The following is a 17,758-nucleotide window of genomic DNA, read 5'->3' on the forward strand; positions in this document are numbered from 1 at the left end:
AGTCGCTGTGCTGTCTCTGCCTGCTGTGTCTCTGCCTGCTGTGCGTCCGTCTCGCTGTTTCCACCCTCACACGATCGTGAGCTCCGTGCGGAGTTCGCCTGCGCTGAACCGGTCGAGGCTCAGCCCGCTCACATCGACGAACGGCTCGCGGCCGAGCACGAGGTCGCGCATCACCTCGCCGACCGCGGGCCCCTGGAGGAACCCGTGCCCGGAGAAGCCGCACGCGTAGTGGAAGCCCGCCACCTCCGGCGATGAGCCGATGAGCGCATTGTGGTCCGGCGTCACCTCGTAGAGGCCGGCCCACCCGGCACGGACCTCGACGTCGTCCAGATCAGGGGCCCGCGCCTCGATGAGGTCGCTCAGGTGCTCCAGCCAGCCGGGATTCGTGTGCAGGTCGAACTCCCACGTGTCCTCCACCTCCGGCGCCCCCATGAGGAGTCCCTCTCCCTCGGAGTGGAAGTAGAACGAGGTGGAGAAGTCGATCGTGAACGGCATGGCACGGGTATCGATGTCGAGAGGCTCCGTCACGGCGACATGGCGTTTCAGCGGTCGGATCGGCAGTTCGATGCCCAGCATGTCGCCGATCGCCCCGGACCAGACACCCGCGGCGCACACGATGTGGTCGGTCTCGATCCGCCGCTCCGAGCCGGTGGACGGATGCTGGTCCGCCGCGCTGGCCCGAGCCACCGTCACGGCCGCCACAGCGCCGTCGACGACCTCGATGTCGGTGACCTTCGCCTTCGTCGCGATCTTCGCTCCGGCGAGCCGGGCCTCGTGAGCGAATGCGCCGACGGCGGCCTCCGGCGTGCAGTGCGCGTCGTCCGGATTGAACACGGCTCCGATCAGACCATCGGTGCTGATCACGGGGGAGAGGGCATGCGCCTCCTCGACCGTGAGCATCGTCGTCCGCAGCCCCAGCGAGTTCTGCAGGGCGACATCCTTCTCGAAGCGCGCGACGTCCTCCTCCTCACTGAGGAGGAACAGGTAGCCGGTCCGCAGCAGGTCGAGCTCATGGCCCCGCTGCTCCTGCAGCCACACGAACGTCTCCAGACTCCGCGCTCCCAGCCTGATGTTCGCCTCATCGGAGAACTGGCTGCGCAGTCCTCCCGCGGCCTTCGACGTCGAGCCGCACCCCAGATCGGACCGTTCCAGGAGCAGCACGCTCTGCCCGGCGCGCGCCAGTTCGTAAGCGCTCGCGAGTCCCATGATGCCGCCGCCGATCACGATGACGTCCACACGCTGCGGCAGTTCCGTCCTGCTCGCGCACGCGTCCGCGGAGGATCGCTCCGTCTTCGTCGTACCAGTGGATTCCACGCCCACTCGCCCCCTCACTCGTCAGCCCCGTTGCGGACTGTGAAGTGGATCTCATGTCCCGCCCAGTCTGATCTCGCCGGATTCTTCACACAAGCGATGGTTCGTGACAGTATCCATCAGTAAACCTGACAGTGAGCTCGGGTGAAGGCGTGCGACGACGGCGAAGGAGCCTCATGCAGTGGACTCTGGCGCAGCTGCGGACCTTCTCCGCGGTCGCGGAGCTCGGGACGATGACGGCCGCCGCCGGTGCTCTGGGCTACACGCCCGGCGCGGTGAGCCAGCACATGACCGCACTGCAGCGGACCGTCGGCGTGCGGCTGCTCGCCCCGACGGGCCGTCGCGTCGCGCTCACCGAGGCCGGGGTCGCGCTCCTGCCCCGCATCCGAACCCTGCTGGCAGCGGAGGCGCAGGCCGCCGAGGCCGTCGCCGGGGGCGAGCCCGCAGGTCGCCTGCCGGTGACGGTCGGGGTGTTCGGCTCCGCCTCGGTCGTCGCGATCGCGCCGGCCAAGCGGCTGCTCGAGGCTTCAGACGTCGAGCTGCGGGCTCGAGAGGTCGATGTCGAGGCGATGCAGGACGCGGTGTCCGCCGGACGCATCGACGTGGGCATCGGCATCGACTACCCGTCCTCGCCGCTGGCGCCCCAGCGGGGCGTGCGCATGCGCGTGCTGAGGACGGAGTCATTCCGCATCGTCCGCGCCCTCGCAGGTGAGGGCAGACACGAGGCTTCTCGGAGTAGCGAGCTGGCATCGGTCGACTCCGCCGAGGCCGCCTGGATCCTTCCGCCGGGGGACTCCCGGTTCGGCCGTGCCGTCCGCTTCGCGCTGGCGGAGCGGTCGATCGCTCCGCGCGAGACGCACATCGTCGTCGACACCGCGGTCACGCTCGCGCTCGTCGGAGCCGGCGTGGGTCTGGGACTGGCGACTCCGACGATGCTCACGCTGGCGCCGGAGCCGGTGGAGAGCGTGCCGGGCACGGAGTGCGGGGAGAGGCGGATCGTCGCACTCACGCGGTCCGAGCTGGACGCCCAGCCGGGCGTCGTCGCCGCAGTCGACGCGTTCGCTGAGGTGCTGGGCGACGGCTGAGGGGCTGGAGACGGCTGAGGGGCTGGAGACGGCTGAGGGGGCAGTGGACGACCACTGCCCCCTCAGCCGACCGGGACCTCGGCGGCGGTTCTTCTGTGTCGTGTCCTCTAGGCTTCGACTATGTCGCGGTGAGCGACGGGAACCAGGTCGCGATCTCCGGGACGAAGACCATGAGGATGACCAGCCCGAACTCGATGGCGAGATAGGGCAGGGCGCCCCGGATGATGTCGCCGATGTCGACCTGTGGGACGACGGACTTCATCGCATACAGGTTCAATCCGACCGGCGGGGTGATCACCGCCGTCTCCAGCGTGACGACGAGGATGACGCCGACCCACAGGGGGTCGTACCCGAGCGACTCGAAGATCGGCAGCAGGATCGGCGTGATCACCAGCATGAGCGAGGCGGCGTCGATGAGGCAGCCCAGAGCCACGACGATGATCAGCAGGATGATGACGATGAGCGACGACGGGATCGACAGCCCACCCACGAACGTGGTGAGCGCCTCTGCTGCCCGGACGACCACGAGCATCTGCGTGAACACGAATGCGGAGCCGACGATGATGAGCAGGGAGCCGGAGATCTTCGTCGTGTGGAGGAGGATCTTCTTGATGTTGGTCCACGTGAGCGCACGATCGAAGATGCCGACGACCAGGAACGCGCCGATCGCGCCGATCGCAGCGGCCTCCGTCGCAGTCGCGATGCCTGTGTAGATCGAGCCCAGGACGATGATGATGAGGATGAGCGCGGGCGCCACCTTCACCATCGCGTCGAGGCGCTGCTTCCACGTGATGCCCTCATCCGCCCGCGGCGCCAGCACCGGCTTGAGCGTCGCCATCGTCACGACGAACAGGCCCATGATGAGAGCCAGCAGGAGGCCGGGGACGATGCCGCCGGCGAACAGCGCGCCGATGCTCACGCCGGAGACCGACGAGTAGAGGATGAACATGAGGCTCGGCGGGATGAGCATCGCGAGTGCGCCGGACGCGACGACGGCGCCGGTGGCGAAGCTCGGGCGGTATCCGCGCTCCAGCATCTCCGGCACGGACATACGACCCACGACCGTGACGGCGGACAGGCTCACGCCGGACAGCGCGCCGAACACGGTGGACGAACCGACCGCGGTGACGCCCAAACCACCGGGCAAACGACCCAGCCATGCGTGGGCGAACCGGAAGATCGCGCGCCCCAGGCCGCCCACGGCGAGGATCTCGCCCATGAGGATGTACATGGGGGCGGCGACCAGCGCGTAGCTCTCCAGCTGGCTGACGAACGCGATGGGGATCTGCTCGATGCCGCGCGGGCCCTCGAGCAGCAGGAGCCCGACCAGTCCCGACGATCCCAGAGCGATGAAGATGGGGGTCCGGAGGTAGACGAGGAGGAAGAGCAGGATGATCGCGGCAGTGACCGCGAGGACGTCAAGCATCGCCGTCTCCCTTCGGTGCGGTCTGGGCGGATGTCGCAGCCGGCGCAGATGTCTCGGCTGCCGCAGCGTCGTCATCCGCGGATTCGATCAGTGCGCCCTGTCGTTTGAGGATGTAGCGCAGGAGTGTCATGACGGCGGCCAGCAGGAGGCCCAGTGCGACGAGCGCATAGCCGATCCAGACGGGCATGTTGAAGGTGCCCGCGGTCCGCATCCCCGCAGTGAAGAAGTGGAAGGACGTGAGGGCCGCCGCGATCCCGGATACGGTGCAGAAGACGAACGTCGCGACGAGCGTGATGATGTCCGCGATGGCAGTCTGCTTCGGACCGAACCCGCGGTAGAAGAGGTCCATGCCGATGTGCGAGTCGTCGGCCTCGAGGTCCGGGACCGTCAGCATGACGATCGCGACGAGTCCCACCATCGAGATGGTGATGGACCATGACAGCGGCTGCGCGAAGACGTAGCGCATGACGACGTCATAGCCGGTGATGAGCATGACGAGGAGGATCACGCAGGCGGACGCCATGCGCAGCGCCCGCGTCACCCGTCTGAGGGCGTTGAACGTGCTGAGCATCATGCCTCCTTCACGTAGGCCAGCGCCTGTTCGGCGAGCTCGGTGTCTCCGACGGTCTTGATCCACCAGTCGACGACCCCGCTCGTGGCGTCGCGGAACGTGTCGATCTGCTTCTCGTCGAGTGCGATGATCTCCAGCGAGGAGTCCTCGACCATCGGGAGGTAGTCATCCTCGTACACCTGGTACTGGATGTCCGTGCCCTCCTGCGCGTAGACGGCGCCGGCGGAGTGGAGCGCCGTCTGGATGTCCGGAGCCGTGTCGTCGAGCCACGCGGTGTTCGCGTACGCATCGACGCTGTAGGCGCCGAAGTGGGCGCGCGTCGCGTACTTCACGACGTCCTCGAGCCCGCGGGACACGATCGTGCCGAGGTAGGACACCATCCCGTCGATCGTGCCGCGCTCCAGCGCCTCGTACAGCTCTGCCGACGACATCGAGACGGGCGCGCCGCCGAGCGACTTCACCATCTCGCCCTCGACGTGGCCGGCGGTGCGGATGCGCAGACCGCGCAGATCGCCGGGTTCGGCGACGGGACGATCCACCGTGAAGAGCCACTGCTCCGTGCAGGGCATCGCACCGATGTTCGTGATGCCCTGGGGCCTCAGCGTGTCGTTCATGAGGTTCATGAGGGGCGACTCCGGCGCAAGCGCGCGGCGCATCTGCTCGAACCCGTCGTTGACGAACGGGAGTTCGGCAGCGCCCAGGATCGGGAAGCTCGCAGACACGTAGCTGGAGGTCTGGAAGCCCACGTCGGTGACACCGCGCAGCATGCCCGGGACCAGCTGCTCCGCGTTCAGCAGCGCGCCGGAATCGAAGAAGTCGACGATGTCGGCTCCGAGCTCCGCGGTCAGCGACTCGTTGAAGCGCTCGATGCCGGGATAGAGGTCGGTGTAGCCGGGGGTGATGTAGGTGGCGACGCGCAGTGCGCCGTCAGGGCGGAGGCCGTTCGCGGAGGCGCCGGGGGCGCAGCCGGCCGCGGCGAGCAGCGGTGCCGCGGCCGCCAGGGTCAGCAATGACCTGCGATTGAGCGGTCCGCTCGCGAAGGGCGCGCCAGAACGGGCAGCACCCTGAGAGTTCGAGATCGGTTTCATGGGACCGGATTCCTAGGGGAGGGGTTTCGTGTGATGCGTGCGCACGGAGCGTCGTCGCTCCGCTGATCCCGAGCACGCGGCGGAGTGTGCCGTGTGCTCGAGCGCTGTCACGGGCGGGCCTGCGGGTGGGGTCCGCCGATTGCAGAAGCGCGCCTGAGTATAGGGCGCGCGGTCGGGGATCGGTCATCGTGACCATTCCCCGACCGCGCGGGGCACAACTGTCAGAACGAGCGGGGCATGCCCAGCACGTGCTGGCCGACGAACGACAGGATGAGGTTCGTCGAGATCGGCGCGATCTGGTAGAGGCGCGTCTCGCGGAACTTCCGCTCGATGTTGTACTCGCGGGACATGCCGAAGCCGCCGTGCGTCTGCAGGGCCGTGTCGCCGGCCTTCCAGGACGCCTCGGAGGCGAGCATCTTGGCCATGTTCGCCTCGGCGCCGCAGGACTTGCCCGCGTCGAAGAGGTCCGCCGCCTTCCACCGCATGAGGTCAGCGGCCTCGAGCTCGATGTGCGCGCGTGCGATCGGGAACTGGACGCCCTGGTTCGCACCGATGGGCCGGTTGAAGACGACGCGCTCCTTCGAATAGTCCACAGCGCGGTCGATGAACCAGCGGCCGTCACCGATGCACTCGCTGGCGATGAGGATCCGCTCCGCGTTCATACCGGTCAGGACGTACTTGAAGCCCTTGCCCTCCTCTCCGATGAGGGAGGAGGCGGGGATGCGCATGTCATCGAAGAACAGCGCGTTCGTCGAGTGGTTGACCATGGTGTCGATCGGGTTGATCGTCAGTCCGGGCAGATCGCGGATGTCGATGAGGAACAGCGAGATCCCGTCGGACTTCTTCTGCACCTGGTCCAGCGGCGTGGTCCGCGCGAGCAGGAGCATGAGGTCGGACTGCTGGACGCGGGAGATGAAGACCTTCTGCCCGTTGACGACGTACTCGTCGCCGTCGCGCACCGCGGTCGTCGTGAGGCTCGTGGTGTCCGTGCCGGCTCCGGGCTCGGTGACGCCGAACGCCTGGAGGCGCAGATCTCCCGTCGCGATCTGCGGGAGGTACTGCTGCTTCTGCTCCTCGCTGCCGTGGTGGAGCACCGCGTTCATCGTGTAGAGCTGCGCGTGGACGGCGCCGGAGTTCGCACCGTTGTAGTTGATCTGCTCGAGGATCGCGGATCCATCGCCCAGACCCAGGCCGAGGCCGCCGTACTCCTCGGGGATCAGCGCACCCAGTGCGCCGGTCCCGGTGAGGGCCTCGACGAACTTCTCCGGGTAGGCCTCCTCCTTGTCGACCTGCTGCCAGTAGGTGTCGGGAAAGTCCTGGCAGATCTGGTCGACCAGCGAGCGGAGATCCTTGCGGGTCTCGGTCTCCTCGTACGTGTTGATGGTCATGATCGCTCCTTCGGATCTGGGATGTGGTCGGGAGTGGGCTGGTTCATCTGTGGGGCTGGGTCATCGGTGGGGCCGTGTCATCTGTGGTGCTGGGTCATCTGTGGTGCTGTCTGAGTCACTGGTCCAGCCACGCGAGGACGGAGTCCGTGTGCTCGCCCAGAGCGGGGACGCCGCCGAAGTCCTGGGCCTCCGCTGGGACGGACCACGGCGGCCGGAGGGTCTCCGCGGAGCCGCCGGGGTGCGGGGTGTCGACCCAGCGGCCGCGGGCCCGCAGCTGCGGATGGTCGCCCAGGTCGCGGATCCCGTTGAGGCGGGCCACCGCGATGTCGGCCTTCTCCAGAAGGGCCCGGACCTCATCGGTCGTGAAGGCGGTGAACCGCTCCTCGATGAGGGCCTCGAGATCGTCTGCCCGGGCGACTCGGTTCGGCTGGTCGACGTACCGGGGGTCATCGGCGAGCTGCGGGTCTCCCAGCACGATGTCGCAGAGCCTGCGCCACTCGCGGTCGTTCTGCACTGCGAAGAGGACCTGGCCGCCGTCCCCGGTGGCGAACGCGCCGTAGGGTGCGATCGTCGCGTGCGACGTGCCGCGGCGCAGCGGTGCCGCACCGGAGTGCAGGGCGTAGTGGAGCGGGTAGCTCAGCCATTCGGCCAGGGCCTCGAGCATGGAGATCTTCACCGGCAGTGCCTCGCCGAACCGCAGTCGGTGGTGCAGCGCCGCGAGGATCGACGAGTAGGCGTAGGAGCCCGCGGCGATGTCCGCGATGGAGATGCCGACCTTCGCCTGGACGTCGCCGTCGCCCGTGAGGTCGATGAGCCCGGACTCGCCCTGGACCAGCAGGTCGTAGGCCTTCGCGGTCGCCATCGGCCCGTCCTCGCCGTAGCCGGAGATGCCGCAGGCGATGACGTGGGGGTGCCTCTCCTGCACCGCGTCCGGATCCAGGCCCGCGCGGCGGGCCGCGGAGGGGGAGAGGTTCTGGATGAAGACGTCTGCGCGCTCGAGCAGCTGCTCGAGGCGAGCACGGCCGTCATCGTCCTTGAGGTCGAGGACGACGGATTCCTTGCCGCGGCCCAGCCAGAGGAACGCGGACGAGGTGCCGTCGACGTGAGAATCGTAGGCGCGCGCGAAGTCGCCCCCGCCCGGTCGCTCGACCTTGATGACCCGTGCGCCGAGGTCCGCCAGCTGCCGCGAGGCGAACGGTGCGGCCACCGCCTGCTCGAGCGCCACGACGACGATGCCGTCGAGCGGGCGACGGAGCGCGTCCGCGGCCGAGGCCCCGGTGGCTGTGGTCGTCGTCGCTGAGGTGGTCACTGTGCGGCCTCCTGGTCGGCACGGTCCGCGAGGACCGTGGTGATGCGCTGTGCGACCTCGGACACCGAGCGCTGATCGGCGATCGTCACGAGTGCGTCGAAGAGCGCAGACCGTGCGGAGGAGGCGTCCCCGGGTGTGCTCCCACCCGGAAGGCCGGCTGCTGTGAGGCAGTCATCGAACTTGGTCCTCAGGGTGGCGTCGTCGACCGGACGGGTCGCATGGCCGCGCGGCCGATCGACACGGCGGCTGAACGTGCGCCCATCGGCCAGGGTCGCGACGACGACGGCGTATCCGGCGGTCCACTCGGCGGGACCCACGGGCGGGACTTCGGCCTCGGCCTTCGTCACCGTCGCCAGCAGGTCCTGCAGCGCAGGGCGGGCGACGGAGTCCGGTTCGAACGAGGCGAGGGTGACGGCCCCGTCCGCGAGCATCGCGGCGGCGACGTACTCCATGCTGAACTTCGCCTGCGTGCCGTCGACGGGCCGCGGGTGGATGAGCGGGGCGAGCCCGCCCGGCTGGACGGTCACGTGGAGTGACGCGATGGAGGTGGGGTCGATCCCGTCGGCCACCAGGTCCTCGCGGAGTTCGGCGACGGCGTCCGCTGCGGCGTGCGTGTAGTAGCAGCAGGGATAGAGCTTCACGTTGAGGAACGCTGTCGCGACGTCCGCATCCGTCACGGGCGGCGCGGACGACTCTCCGCGGTGCAGCGCGATGAAGCCCAGCGGCCCCTCGAGCAGCTGGTCATCAGCGGTGAAGCCCTCATCTGCGAGGGACGCGGCGAGCACGGCATTGTGCGCGGCCGCTCCGGCATGGAGCGGCTTCGTCATCGTCCCGAAGTTCTGCCTGCTGCCCTGGGCCAGAGAGCCCGCGATCCCCAGCGCCGCGCGCATACGGGGCTCGTCGAGCCCCATCACGGATCCCACCGCGGCTGCGGCCGCGACTGTCCCGAGTGTGCTCGTCGTGTGCCAGCCGGCCTCGTAGTGCGAGCGCACGCCGACGGCCGCACCCAGGAGCCGGCCGACCACCAGGCCGCGGTGGAAGGCGGCGACGACGTCCGCACCGGACGCGCGGCGATCGGCGCCCACTGACAGCAGTGCCGGCACCATCGCGGCGGACGGGTGGCTGATCGTCGCATCATCGACGTCGTCGTAGTCGAGCGCGTGGGCGGCCAGACCGGTGGCGCGGGCCCGATCGGCGAGGGGGGAACCAGAGGAGAACGGTGCGTGGCCCGTCGCCTGGACGAAGGCGGCGACTCCCGGGTCCGGCAGTCCGGCGATCGCGCACGCGACGGTGTCTGCGAAGGCGATCCCCGCCCCGCGGGCCGCCTCGGCAGGACGCGGGTGTGCCCATGAGCGGGCGATGTCGACGAGGCGCCCGGTGAAGTCTGCTGTGCGGAGCGTCTCCAGGGGAGTGTCCGCAGTCGGCAGCGTGAGCGGGGGATCGGTGCGATCGGATGCGATCGGGTTCACGCGCGGGATGCTCCTTCGGGCCGTGACGACTGCGGATCGTGACGGACCAGCCGTGCTCTTCACCCATCGGTCCGCAGAGTGGACCGGTGGTCCACTCTGTATGTAATGTAGATCTCGGGAGCGTCCACGTCAAAACGCCTCCCCGTTCAACGCTCTGTTCAGCGCCCCCTGAACAGACACAGTCTTCGCGATCGGAGTCCATCAGCATGTCGCAGTCGATCCAGAGCGTCCTCAACGCCTTCGCCGTGCTGGAAGCTGTCGCCGACCGTCAGCCGGTCGGCCTCTCCGAGACCGCCAGAGTCACCGGGCTGCCGAAGACGACGGTCCTGCGCTGCCTCGCCACCCTCCACGAGACCGGGTGGCTGCTGCCCAGCATCGACGGCCGGTCGGAGTGGTCGCTCACGAACAGGTCGCTGCTGATCGGCATGCGGTCGACCCCCGCGGGCGGACTCGCCGCAGTCGCGCAGGAGGAGCTCAGTGCGATCCGCGAGGAGGTGGGCGAGACCGTCCACCTGCTCGTGCGCGACGAGGACTCCCAAGTCGTCGTCTCCCGCGCGGACGGGGTGAATGCGATCCGCACCTATCTGGGACTCGGCACGCGTGTCCCGTTCCACAGCACCGGATCCGGCCGGGCGATGCTGGCCGCGATGCCGGCGGACGAACGGGATCGGCTCCTCGACGTGGAGTCCTCGCTGCCGGGCTTCGACAGGGACGCGGTGGAGAGGCACGTGACAGCGGCGATCACCCGCGGCTACGCGGTGAATCACGGTGAATGGCGCGATGAGGTCGGCGGAGTGGGCGTCGCCGTCTTCGGCGGGGCGGGTGATCTGCGCGCGGCCGTGTCCGTCTCGCTGCCGGCGGCCCGGCTCGCCGCGATCGGTGCCGAATCCGTCGCAGACGTCCTGCTCGCCTCCCAGCGGAGGCTCTCGCACATCCTGCGGTGAGATCCATCTGCGGTGAGATCCGTTCCGCTGCCGCCTGGCACACTGGGGTTCATGAGCGACGACGCGCACACTCCCGCGGCACCACGCAGTGCTCCCGCGGCACCACGCAGTGCTCCCGCGGCACCACGCAGGGCCGGGACCTACCGCACCTTCTACTCGGAGCCTCTGACAGTGGCCTCCGCGCAGGGCTGCACGATCACCGACACCAGCGGGATCGACTTCCTCGACGCGTACAACAACGTCCCCGTGCTCGGGCACTCGCACCCCGCGATCGCTGACGCCGTCCATGCCCAGCTGCTGCGTGCGAACACCCACACCCGGTACCTCGATGACGTCGTCGACGCGTACTCCCGCGATCTGCTGGCACTCCTGCCCCAGCACATCGAATCCGTCGTCTACACGTGCTCCGGCTCGGAGGCCAACGACCTCGCCCTCCAGGTCGCCGCGTACTCCTCGATGAGTGAGGGGGTGATCGTCGCGCGCCGGGCCTATCACGGGACGACGAGCGCCACTGCCGCGATCTCCCCGAGCCTCAGCCCTGCCCCGCGCGACCATGTCGTCACGGTCGACATCCCCGATGCGGACGATCCGGACTTCGGCCGGCTCCTGGCTGGCCGCGTGCGCCGCGCCGCTGCGGAGCTCGAGCGCCGCGGCCACGGCACGTCGGCGTTCGTCCTCGACTCGACGATGACCTCAGAGGGGATCATCGCGGGGGAGCACGTGCGACTGGCCCTCGCCGTCGACGCGGTCCACGACGCGGGCGGCTTCTACATCGCCGACGAGGTCCAGGCCGGGTTCTTCCGCACCGGCACCTGGTGGGGGTACGAGTCTCTGGGCGTCGCCCCCGACCTCGTCACCTTCGGCAAGCCGATGGGCGGCGGGATGCCCGTCGCCGCCGTCGCGGGTCCGCGCGTCGTCTTCAGCGACTTCGGCGGACAGCAGCGCTACTTCAACACCTTCGCCGGCACTCCCGCGCCGATCGCCGCCGCACACACGGTGCTCAACGCGCTGCGCGACGGCGGCTTCGGTGAGAGGGTCCCGGAAGCCGGCCAGCGCCTCGGCGACGGGCTGTCCGACGCACTCGCGGAGGCGGGCGTGGACGGACGGGTGCGCCGTGCGGGACTCATGGTCGGCGTCGATCTGCAACCGGCCGCGGGCGACGCGGCGCGCGCCGGCGCGTGGGCCGGAGAGCTCGTCGAGGCGATGTACGCGCGCCGCGTGCTGGTCAGCCGCACGGGTCCGGGCGACGCAGTGGTGAAGATCAGGCCGCCGCTCGTCATCACCGACGAGGAGATCGACCGGCTGATCGAGGCGTTCCGGGGTGCGCTCGAGGATGTGGGTTCGGCGTATGCGTGAGGGTTCGGATGGATGAGCCAGAACAGAGCGACGAATCAGCCCTGCGATCGGCTGTTCTGGACGCAGTCGCCCGCGCATACGGCCTCGACCCGTGCGCACCGCGCGTCTTCAAAGGTGAGTTCGACCGGAACATCCGCATCACCGACCCGGAGCAGGGCACCTGGCTCATCAAGGTGAGTGACGAGCAGACACCGGCCGTCGCGCTCGACTGGCAGGAGACCGTGCTGGACGCGGCCGCGCGCCGGAACGAGCTTGGTTTCCATCTGGCCGGCCACTCAGCCTCGGCGATCGCCACTCCTCGCCTGCGTGCGACCCGGTCGGGCCAGCGACGGATCACGCTGGAGCACGGCGGCACGACCTTCCGCATCCGGGTCGTCGAGTGGATCGACGGGGACCTCCTGTCGACGCGCAGTGCGGTGCCGCGCAGCGTCTACGTGCAGCTCGGCCGCACGTCTGCCGCGCTGACCCGCGCGTTCGCGGATCTCACGCCTCCTGCTGACCTTCCCGAGCACACGTGGCTCGCGCAGCGCAGCACCCGTGAGATCCGCGCAGCGCTCACCCGCCTGCCGGCAGGCGAGCGCACCCGCACCGTCGCCGAGGTCGTCGCCCGATTCGAGCGCGACCACGCCGACCGCCTGGCCCGGGTCCCATGGGGAGTCGTCCACCAGGACCTCCACGACGACAACACGATCGTCACAGGCGGCGACGACTCGCCAGAGATGAGGCTCATCGGGGTCATCGACTTCAACGACGCCCATCGCGCACCCCTCGTCGCGGACCCCGCGATCGCCGCGGCGTACGCGACGCTCCGAGCCGACGATCCCCGCGATCGCATCGCAGCGGTGGTGGCGGGCTACGAGCAGATCCGTGCGCTCAGCGACGACGAGCGTGCACTCGTGGAGCCGCTCGCGCTGCTGCGGCTGTGCACGAACTGGTCGGTGTGGAGCGTCCGCGCGGCAGAGGCGCACGACCCCGAGTACGCACTGCACCGCTCGCAGCACACGTGGGCCGCGGTGGACGCGCTGCTGGGCCGGCACTGAGCGCGCGGCGGGATCCCTCCCGTCAGTCGATCTTCCCGATCGGCTCCCGCTTCTCCGACTGGAAGCGATCCTCGTTCCTGCCGTAGGCCCAGTACCCGGAGATCGAGATCTGCTCGCGTGAGAGCTCATGTTCCTTGAGCAGCCCGCGGACCTGTTTGATCGATTCCCGCTCTCCGTGCGCGAAGACATGGACGCGGCCCTCGAGCCAGGGCCGGGAGCGGATGGTGGTGGCGAGCAGATCCGTCGCCGCTCCGCCGGCTGATCCGACGGCCCAGACGATCTCGACTCCCTCCGGCGCAGCGAGGTCGAGCCGATCCTCCTCGTCATCGACGACGAGGAATGCGTAGCCGCGCGCGTCGGCGGGCAGGGCTTCGAGCGCTGCGGCGACGGCGGGCAGGGCGGAGAGATCGCCTGCCAGCAGGTGCCAGTCGGCGGAGCTGTCCGGGGTGTACGCGCCGCCGGGCCCCTGGAAGACGATCCGATCGCCGGGACGCGCATCGCGAGCCCAGGGAGCGGCGAGGCCCTCGTCCCCGTGGACCACGAAGTCGAGTGTGAGAGTGCCGGCCTCCATATCCACATGGCGCACGGTGTAGGTGCGGGTGACGGGGATGTCGTCTGCGGGGAGGGTCTCGCGCAGCTCCGCGAGGTCGTACGGGGGCTCCAGCCCCAGCTCCGGCTTCGCGAAGACGATCTTCACGTAGGCGTCGGTGCTGGGCGGCTGCGGGAACGTCGAGAAGCCGGGGCCGCCGACGACGAGCCGCACGAGGGAGGGCGAGAGCCGCGAGCGCTCGAGGACCTCCATGACGTGCTGGGGGCGCTTCGGACGTGGGCGGTCGCTCATGGAGATGCGTCCTTTCGAAAGGGGATGTGCTCCGACCCTAGCCGACGCAGGTGAGGGCGACCTAAGTAGTGCTGATCGGTCCTACGCAGCCCTGAGCAGTGCTCACAGGGCGAGCACCGGTTGCCGCCTTCCCACCCATGGGCAAGGATGTGGACATGGCTGAGACTGCATTCCGAGGAACCCCCGTCCAGACCGTCGGCGAACTCCCCGCCGTCGGTGCCACCGCCCCGTCCTTCGCCCTGGTGGGACAGGATCTGTCCGACGTCACGTCGGAGGGACTGTCCGGCACGCGCGTCGTGCTCAACATCTTCCCCAGCGTCGATACGGGAGTCTGCGCGGCGAGCGTGCGGAAGTTCAATGAGATCGCCGCAGGACTCGAGAACACCGCAGTCGTGTGCGTCTCGAAGGACCTGCCGTTCGCCCAAGCGCGCTTCTGCGGTGCAGAGGGCATCGAGAACGTGACGATGGGCTCCGCCTTCCGATCGGACTTCGGTGCCGACTACGGTCTCCAGCAGACCGACGGGCCCCTTGCGGGCCTGCTCGCACGCGCAGTGATCGTGCTCGACGGGGCCGGAAGCGTGCTCCACGCACAGCTGGTCCCGGAGATCGGGCAGGAGCCCGACTACGATGCGGCGGTCGCCGCGCTGGGCTGACTCGCCCCACTGACAGATCCGCACGGGACCCGGACGCCTCAGACGCGTCCGGGTCCCGTGCTGCTCCGATAGGCTGGTGGGGAACGCATACTCCACTCTAGGAGCCATCTCATGGAGGCAGTACTCGGATTGGGCGTCGGGGCCATCGTCCTCATCGTCATCCTCATCATCGTGGGGGTCATGCTCTTCAGCGGCCTCCGCACCTCGATCTTCTTCACCGTGAAGACGCAGGAGAACGTGATCGTCGAACGGTTCGGCAAGTTCAAGAAGGTCGCGCGACCGGGACTGAACACGAAGACGCCGTTCATCGAGACCACGACGAAGCCGATCTCCCTGCGCGTCCAGCAGCTGGGCGTGGAGATCGAGTCGAAGACGAAGGACAACGTCTTCGTGAACGTGCCTGTCGCCGTGCAGTACGTGGTCGGCGAGGACAGCGTCGTCGAGGCGTACTACCGTCTGCAGAACCCCGAGGAGCAGATCCGGTCGTACGTCTTCGACACGGTCCGCTCCGCACTGTCGGCGCTGACACTCGATTCGGCCTTCGAATCGAAGGACGACATCGCGCACAACGTCGAGCAGCGGCTGTCGCAGTCGATGGCGGCCTACGGCTTCCGCATCGTCAACACGCTGGTCACGGACATCTCCCCGGACACCCGCGTGCGCGACTCGATGAACTCGATCAATGCCGCGCAGCGTGACCGGGTCGCCGCTCAGTCACTCGCCGAGGCGGACAAGATCAAGCGCGTCACCCAGGCCGAGGCCGACGCGGAGGCCATGCGCCTCCACGGCGAGGGTGTGGCGGCACAGCGCCGTGCGATCGCGGACGGCATCGCGGAGCAGTACGAGCGTCTGCGCGAAGTCGGCATCGCCGACTCCGCCGAACAGCTGCTCATGATGACGCAGTACTTCGACACGATGCAGGAGGTCGCTCGCGGCGGCCGGTCGAACGTGCTCTTCATGCCCTCGAACCCCGGCGGCATGGGCGACATGACGGATGAGATCCGCAACGCGCTGTTCTCCGCCCAGGCCAATGATCGAGGCATGGAGGGCGCCGCGCAGGACGACCGCCACCAGGCCGATCTGGACGACCGTCGCGCCCGTCGCGCGGCGCAGGTGGAGGAGCAGGCACAGCAGCGTGCACAGCAGCAGGCATCTCGCCGACAGGACACTGCACTGGACACGGGGGGCGCGATGCCCCACGACGGCAACCTCGCCGGGCGTGCCCAGCAGTGGGCGCAGAAGCAGCGCGGCATCCCGCCGCAGCCTCCGCATCAGCCCTGAGGATCGTTCCTCGCCTGAGCAGCACCTCGACCGAGCAGCACCTCGGACCCAGCAGTACCTAGGACCGAGCAGCAGAAGGGGCCCGCACCATCCGAATGGGATGGTGCGGGCCCTTCGCACACTCGCTCAGGCGAGCGTCTGGCGCTTCGAGGAGATGACTCCCGTGTTGAAGCCGGCCAGGTTGAGGCCGCCATGGAAGCGCGCGTGCTCGATCTTGATGCAGCGGTCCATCGCGACGGTCAGGCCCGCGTCCTCCGCGATCCGTGCGGCTTCCTCGTTCCACAGTCCCAGCTGGATCCACAGGGTCTTCGCCCCGATCGCGACGGCCTCGCGGGCGACATCCGGCAGATCCTCGCTGCGGCGGAAGACGTCGACGACGTCCGGCACCTCGGGCAGGTCCTCGAGCGAGGCGTAGACCGGGTGTCCCAGGATCTCCTTCTCACGCGGGTTGACGAAGTACACGCGGTAGTTCGACGACGACAGCAGGTACGTGCCCACGAAGTTCGAGGCACGCGCAGGCTTCGCGGACGCGCCGACGATGGCGACGGACGACGCCTCCCGCAGCATCTGCAGTCGCCGCGTGGCGGACGGTCCCTCCCACGTGCGCTGCGTCCCTGCGGACTGCTGCTCGGTCTGCTCAGTCATCAGGCCGCTCCTTCTTCGTCGGTCGAACTCGCTCCGGAGGCGGTCGCACCCGCCGCGGCGGTGAGTGCCTGATCGAGGTCCCAGAGGATGTCGTCGAGGTCCTCAAGCCCCACGGAGATCCGGATGAGGTCCGGCTTCACCCCGCCTGCCTCGAGCTGAGCGGCCGTGAGCTGCTGATGGGTGGTCGACGCGGGGTGCAGCACGAGGGTGCGCGCATCGCCCACGTTCGCCAGGTGCGAGGCGATCTGGAGCTTCTCGATGAACTCCTCGCCGACCTCGCGTCCGGACTTCTGTGCACTGGCGGCGACGCCGAACGAGAAGACCGAACCGGAACCGGTGAGGTACTTGCTGGCCCGCTCGTGGTGCGGGTGCGCGGCGAGGCCCGAGTACTGGACGTACGCGATGCGCGGATCCTTCTCGAGCCATTCGGCGACAGCAGTGGCATTCGCCTGGTGGGCATCCATGCGCTGGGCGAGCGTCTCCACGCCCTGCAGCAGCTGCCATGCGGACTGCGGTGAGAGCGACGGTCCGATGTCGCGCAGCTGCTCCGAACGCAGGCGGGTGAGGAAGCCGAACTCACCGAAGTTGTCCCACCACGACAGTCCGTTGTACGTGGGCACCGGTTCCGTCATGAGCGGGAAGTTGCCGTTGCCCCAGTCGAACGTGCCGGCCTCCACGACGACGCCGCCGAGCGTCGTGCCGTGGCCGCCGATGAACTTCGTCGCGGAATGGATGACGATGTCCGCGCCGTGCTCGATCGGTCGGCAGAGGTACGGGGTGTTGAGGGTCGCGTCGACGATGAGGGGGATCCCGGCGGAGTGCGCGACGTCTGCCAGGCCCTCGAGGTCCGCGATCTCCGAGGAGGGGTTCGCGATCAGCTCCGTGTAGACGGCCTTGGTCTCCGGACGCAGGGCGGCGCGGTAGTCCTCCGCGTACGTGCCGTCGACGAATGTCGTCTCGATGCCGAAGCGGCGCAGCGTCACGTCCAGCTGGGTGATGGTGCCGCCGTAGAGCTGGGACGAGGCCACGATGTGGTCACCGGCCTGCGCGAGTGCTGCGAAGACGATGAACTCCGCAGACATGCCGGACGCAGTGGCGACCGCACCGATCCCGCCCTCGAGGCTCGCGATGCGCTCCTCGAAGGCCGCGACCGTCGGGTTGCCGATGCGCGAGTAGATATTGCCGTACTTCTGCAGCGCGAAGAGGTTCGCGGCGTCGTCGGCGTCCTTGAAGACGAACGACGTGGTCTGGTGGATCGGTACCGCGCGTGAACCGTGGACGGCGTCGGGCACCCCGCCGGCGTGCAGCGCACGCGTGCGGAAGCCGAACTGGTGATCGGACAAGGCGTCCT

16 protein-coding genes are annotated in these 17,758 nt (G+C 68.8%); 6 read left to right on the forward strand and 10 right to left on the reverse strand.

The genetic code is table 11. The features are described 5' to 3' along the window. Positions 1 to 66: 66 nt before the first annotated feature. On the reverse strand, positions 67 to 1,314 hold the full coding sequence (locus tag FM105_RS05845; RefSeq protein WP_087006273.1) for an NAD(P)/FAD-dependent oxidoreductase: 1,248 nt from the start codon (positions 1,312 to 1,314) through the stop codon (positions 67 to 69). Between the two features lie 173 nt (positions 1,315 to 1,487). Here FM105_RS05845 and FM105_RS05850 point away from each other — a divergent pair, with 173 nt between their 5' ends. Next, a complete protein-coding gene (locus tag FM105_RS05850) occupies positions 1,488 to 2,396 on the forward strand; it encodes a LysR family transcriptional regulator (protein ID WP_087006158.1) in 909 nt (302 codons plus the stop codon). Between the two features lie 118 nt (positions 2,397 to 2,514). Here the strand turns inward: FM105_RS05850 and FM105_RS05855 are convergent, their stop codons facing one another. From FM105_RS05855 to FM105_RS05880, 6 genes are all read right to left on the reverse strand, one after another. Continuing rightward, positions 2,515 to 3,822: a TRAP transporter large permease gene (locus tag FM105_RS05855; RefSeq protein WP_087006161.1), complete on the reverse strand. Its 1,308-nt coding sequence runs from the start codon at positions 3,820 to 3,822 to the stop codon at positions 2,515 to 2,517. Next, entirely contained in the window at positions 3,815 to 4,396 is a 582-nt protein-coding gene (locus tag FM105_RS05860) for a TRAP transporter small permease subunit (protein WP_256970259.1), read from the reverse strand. Before FM105_RS05860 ends, FM105_RS05855 begins: the two co-directional genes overlap by 8 nt. Beyond that, on the reverse strand, positions 4,393 to 5,481 hold the full coding sequence (locus FM105_RS05865) for a TRAP transporter substrate-binding protein (protein WP_256970260.1): 1,089 nt from the start codon (positions 5,479 to 5,481) through the stop codon (positions 4,393 to 4,395). The genes FM105_RS05860 and FM105_RS05865 overlap by 4 nt, the downstream gene beginning before the upstream one ends. Before the next feature lie 221 nt (positions 5,482 to 5,702). Beyond that, complete coding sequence (locus FM105_RS05870; protein WP_179207091.1) at positions 5,703 to 6,869, reverse strand: acyl-CoA dehydrogenase family protein; 1,167 nt, start codon at positions 6,867 to 6,869, stop codon at positions 5,703 to 5,705. 115 nt (positions 6,870 to 6,984) lie between these two features. Continuing rightward, positions 6,985 to 8,178, reverse strand: a complete 1,194-nt coding sequence (locus tag FM105_RS05875; RefSeq protein ID WP_087006168.1) for a CaiB/BaiF CoA transferase family protein — start codon at positions 8,176 to 8,178, stop codon at positions 6,985 to 6,987. Beyond that, on the reverse strand, positions 8,175 to 9,647 hold the full coding sequence (locus FM105_RS05880) for an MmgE/PrpD family protein (RefSeq protein ID WP_179207092.1): 1,473 nt from the start codon (positions 9,645 to 9,647) through the stop codon (positions 8,175 to 8,177). The genes FM105_RS05875 and FM105_RS05880 overlap by 4 nt, the downstream gene beginning before the upstream one ends. 206 nt (positions 9,648 to 9,853) lie before the next feature. On the opposite strand from FM105_RS05880, the gene FM105_RS05885 reads away from it, so the two are divergent. The 3 genes from FM105_RS05885 to FM105_RS05895 are packed head-to-tail and all read left to right on the forward strand — an operon-like array spanning position 9,854 to position 12,987. Continuing rightward, a complete protein-coding gene (locus FM105_RS05885; protein ID WP_087006173.1) occupies positions 9,854 to 10,591 on the forward strand; it encodes an IclR family transcriptional regulator in 738 nt (245 codons plus the stop codon). Positions 10,592 to 10,642: 51 nt separating this feature from the next. After that, on the forward strand, positions 10,643 to 11,947 hold the full coding sequence (locus FM105_RS05890) for an aspartate aminotransferase family protein (RefSeq protein WP_087006176.1): 1,305 nt from the start codon (positions 10,643 to 10,645) through the stop codon (positions 11,945 to 11,947). A gap of 8 nt (positions 11,948 to 11,955) precedes the next feature. Beyond that, positions 11,956 to 12,987, forward strand: coding sequence for a phosphotransferase enzyme family protein (locus FM105_RS05895; protein WP_087006179.1), 1,032 nt, complete (start codon positions 11,956 to 11,958; stop codon positions 12,985 to 12,987). A gap of 22 nt (positions 12,988 to 13,009) precedes the next feature. Here the strand turns inward: FM105_RS05895 and FM105_RS05900 are convergent, their stop codons facing one another. Next, entirely contained in the window at positions 13,010 to 13,828 is an 819-nt protein-coding gene (locus FM105_RS05900) for a siderophore-interacting protein (protein ID WP_179207093.1), read from the reverse strand. 155 nt (positions 13,829 to 13,983) lie between these two features. Between FM105_RS05900 and tpx the strand changes: the two genes are divergently transcribed. Further along, positions 13,984 to 14,481, forward strand: a complete 498-nt coding sequence (gene tpx / locus FM105_RS05905; RefSeq protein ID WP_087006185.1) for a thiol peroxidase — start codon at positions 13,984 to 13,986, stop codon at positions 14,479 to 14,481. Between the two features lie 111 nt (positions 14,482 to 14,592). After that, positions 14,593 to 15,762, forward strand: coding sequence for an SPFH domain-containing protein (locus FM105_RS05910; protein WP_087006188.1), 1,170 nt, complete (start codon positions 14,593 to 14,595; stop codon positions 15,760 to 15,762). A 126-nt stretch (positions 15,763 to 15,888) separates the two neighbouring features. On the opposite strand, the gene FM105_RS05915 is transcribed toward FM105_RS05910, so the two are convergent. Both FM105_RS05915 and FM105_RS05920 read right to left on the reverse strand, forming a co-directional pair. Beyond that, entirely contained in the window at positions 15,889 to 16,407 is a 519-nt protein-coding gene (locus FM105_RS05915) for a CoA-binding protein (RefSeq protein WP_087006190.1), read from the reverse strand. Then, a complete protein-coding gene (locus FM105_RS05920; protein ID WP_087006195.1) occupies positions 16,407 to 17,750 on the reverse strand; it encodes an O-acetylhomoserine aminocarboxypropyltransferase/cysteine synthase family protein in 1,344 nt (447 codons plus the stop codon). Before FM105_RS05920 ends, FM105_RS05915 begins: the two co-directional genes overlap by 1 nt. Positions 17,751 to 17,758 lie beyond the last annotated feature (8 nt).

It is taken from the genome of Brevibacterium yomogidense (genome assembly GCF_900163715.1).
Classification (GTDB): domain Bacteria; phylum Actinomycetota; class Actinomycetes; order Actinomycetales; family Brevibacteriaceae; genus Brevibacterium; species Brevibacterium yomogidense_A.

Excerpts from the sequence above, each read along its gene's own strand:
- FM105_RS05850 (WP_087006158.1), top strand. The coding sequence starts at position 1,488 with ATGCAGTGGACTCTGGCGCAGCTGCGGACCTTCTCCGCGGTCGCGGAG.
- FM105_RS05855 (WP_087006161.1), bottom strand. The coding sequence starts at position 3,822 with ATGCTTGACGTCCTCGCGGTCACTGCCGCGATCATCCTGCTCTTCCTC.
- FM105_RS05860 (WP_256970259.1), bottom strand. The coding sequence starts at position 4,396 with ATGATGCTCAGCACGTTCAACGCCCTCAGACGGGTGACGCGGGCGCTG.
- FM105_RS05865 (WP_256970260.1), bottom strand. The coding sequence starts at position 5,481 with ATGAAACCGATCTCGAACTCTCAGGGTGCTGCCCGTTCTGGCGCGCCC.
- FM105_RS05870 (WP_179207091.1), bottom strand. The coding sequence starts at position 6,869 with ATGACCATCAACACGTACGAGGAGACCGAGACCCGCAAGGATCTCCGC.
- FM105_RS05885 (WP_087006173.1), top strand. The coding sequence starts at position 9,854 with ATGTCGCAGTCGATCCAGAGCGTCCTCAACGCCTTCGCCGTGCTGGAA.
- FM105_RS05890 (WP_087006176.1), top strand. The coding sequence starts at position 10,643 with ATGAGCGACGACGCGCACACTCCCGCGGCACCACGCAGTGCTCCCGCG.
- FM105_RS05895 (WP_087006179.1), top strand. The coding sequence starts at position 11,956 with ATGGATGAGCCAGAACAGAGCGACGAATCAGCCCTGCGATCGGCTGTT.
- FM105_RS05900 (WP_179207093.1), bottom strand. The coding sequence starts at position 13,828 with ATGAGCGACCGCCCACGTCCGAAGCGCCCCCAGCACGTCATGGAGGTC.
- tpx (WP_087006185.1), top strand. The coding sequence starts at position 13,984 with ATGGCTGAGACTGCATTCCGAGGAACCCCCGTCCAGACCGTCGGCGAA.
- FM105_RS05910 (WP_087006188.1), top strand. The coding sequence starts at position 14,593 with ATGGAGGCAGTACTCGGATTGGGCGTCGGGGCCATCGTCCTCATCGTC.
- FM105_RS05915 (WP_087006190.1), bottom strand. The coding sequence starts at position 16,407 with ATGACTGAGCAGACCGAGCAGCAGTCCGCAGGGACGCAGCGCACGTGG.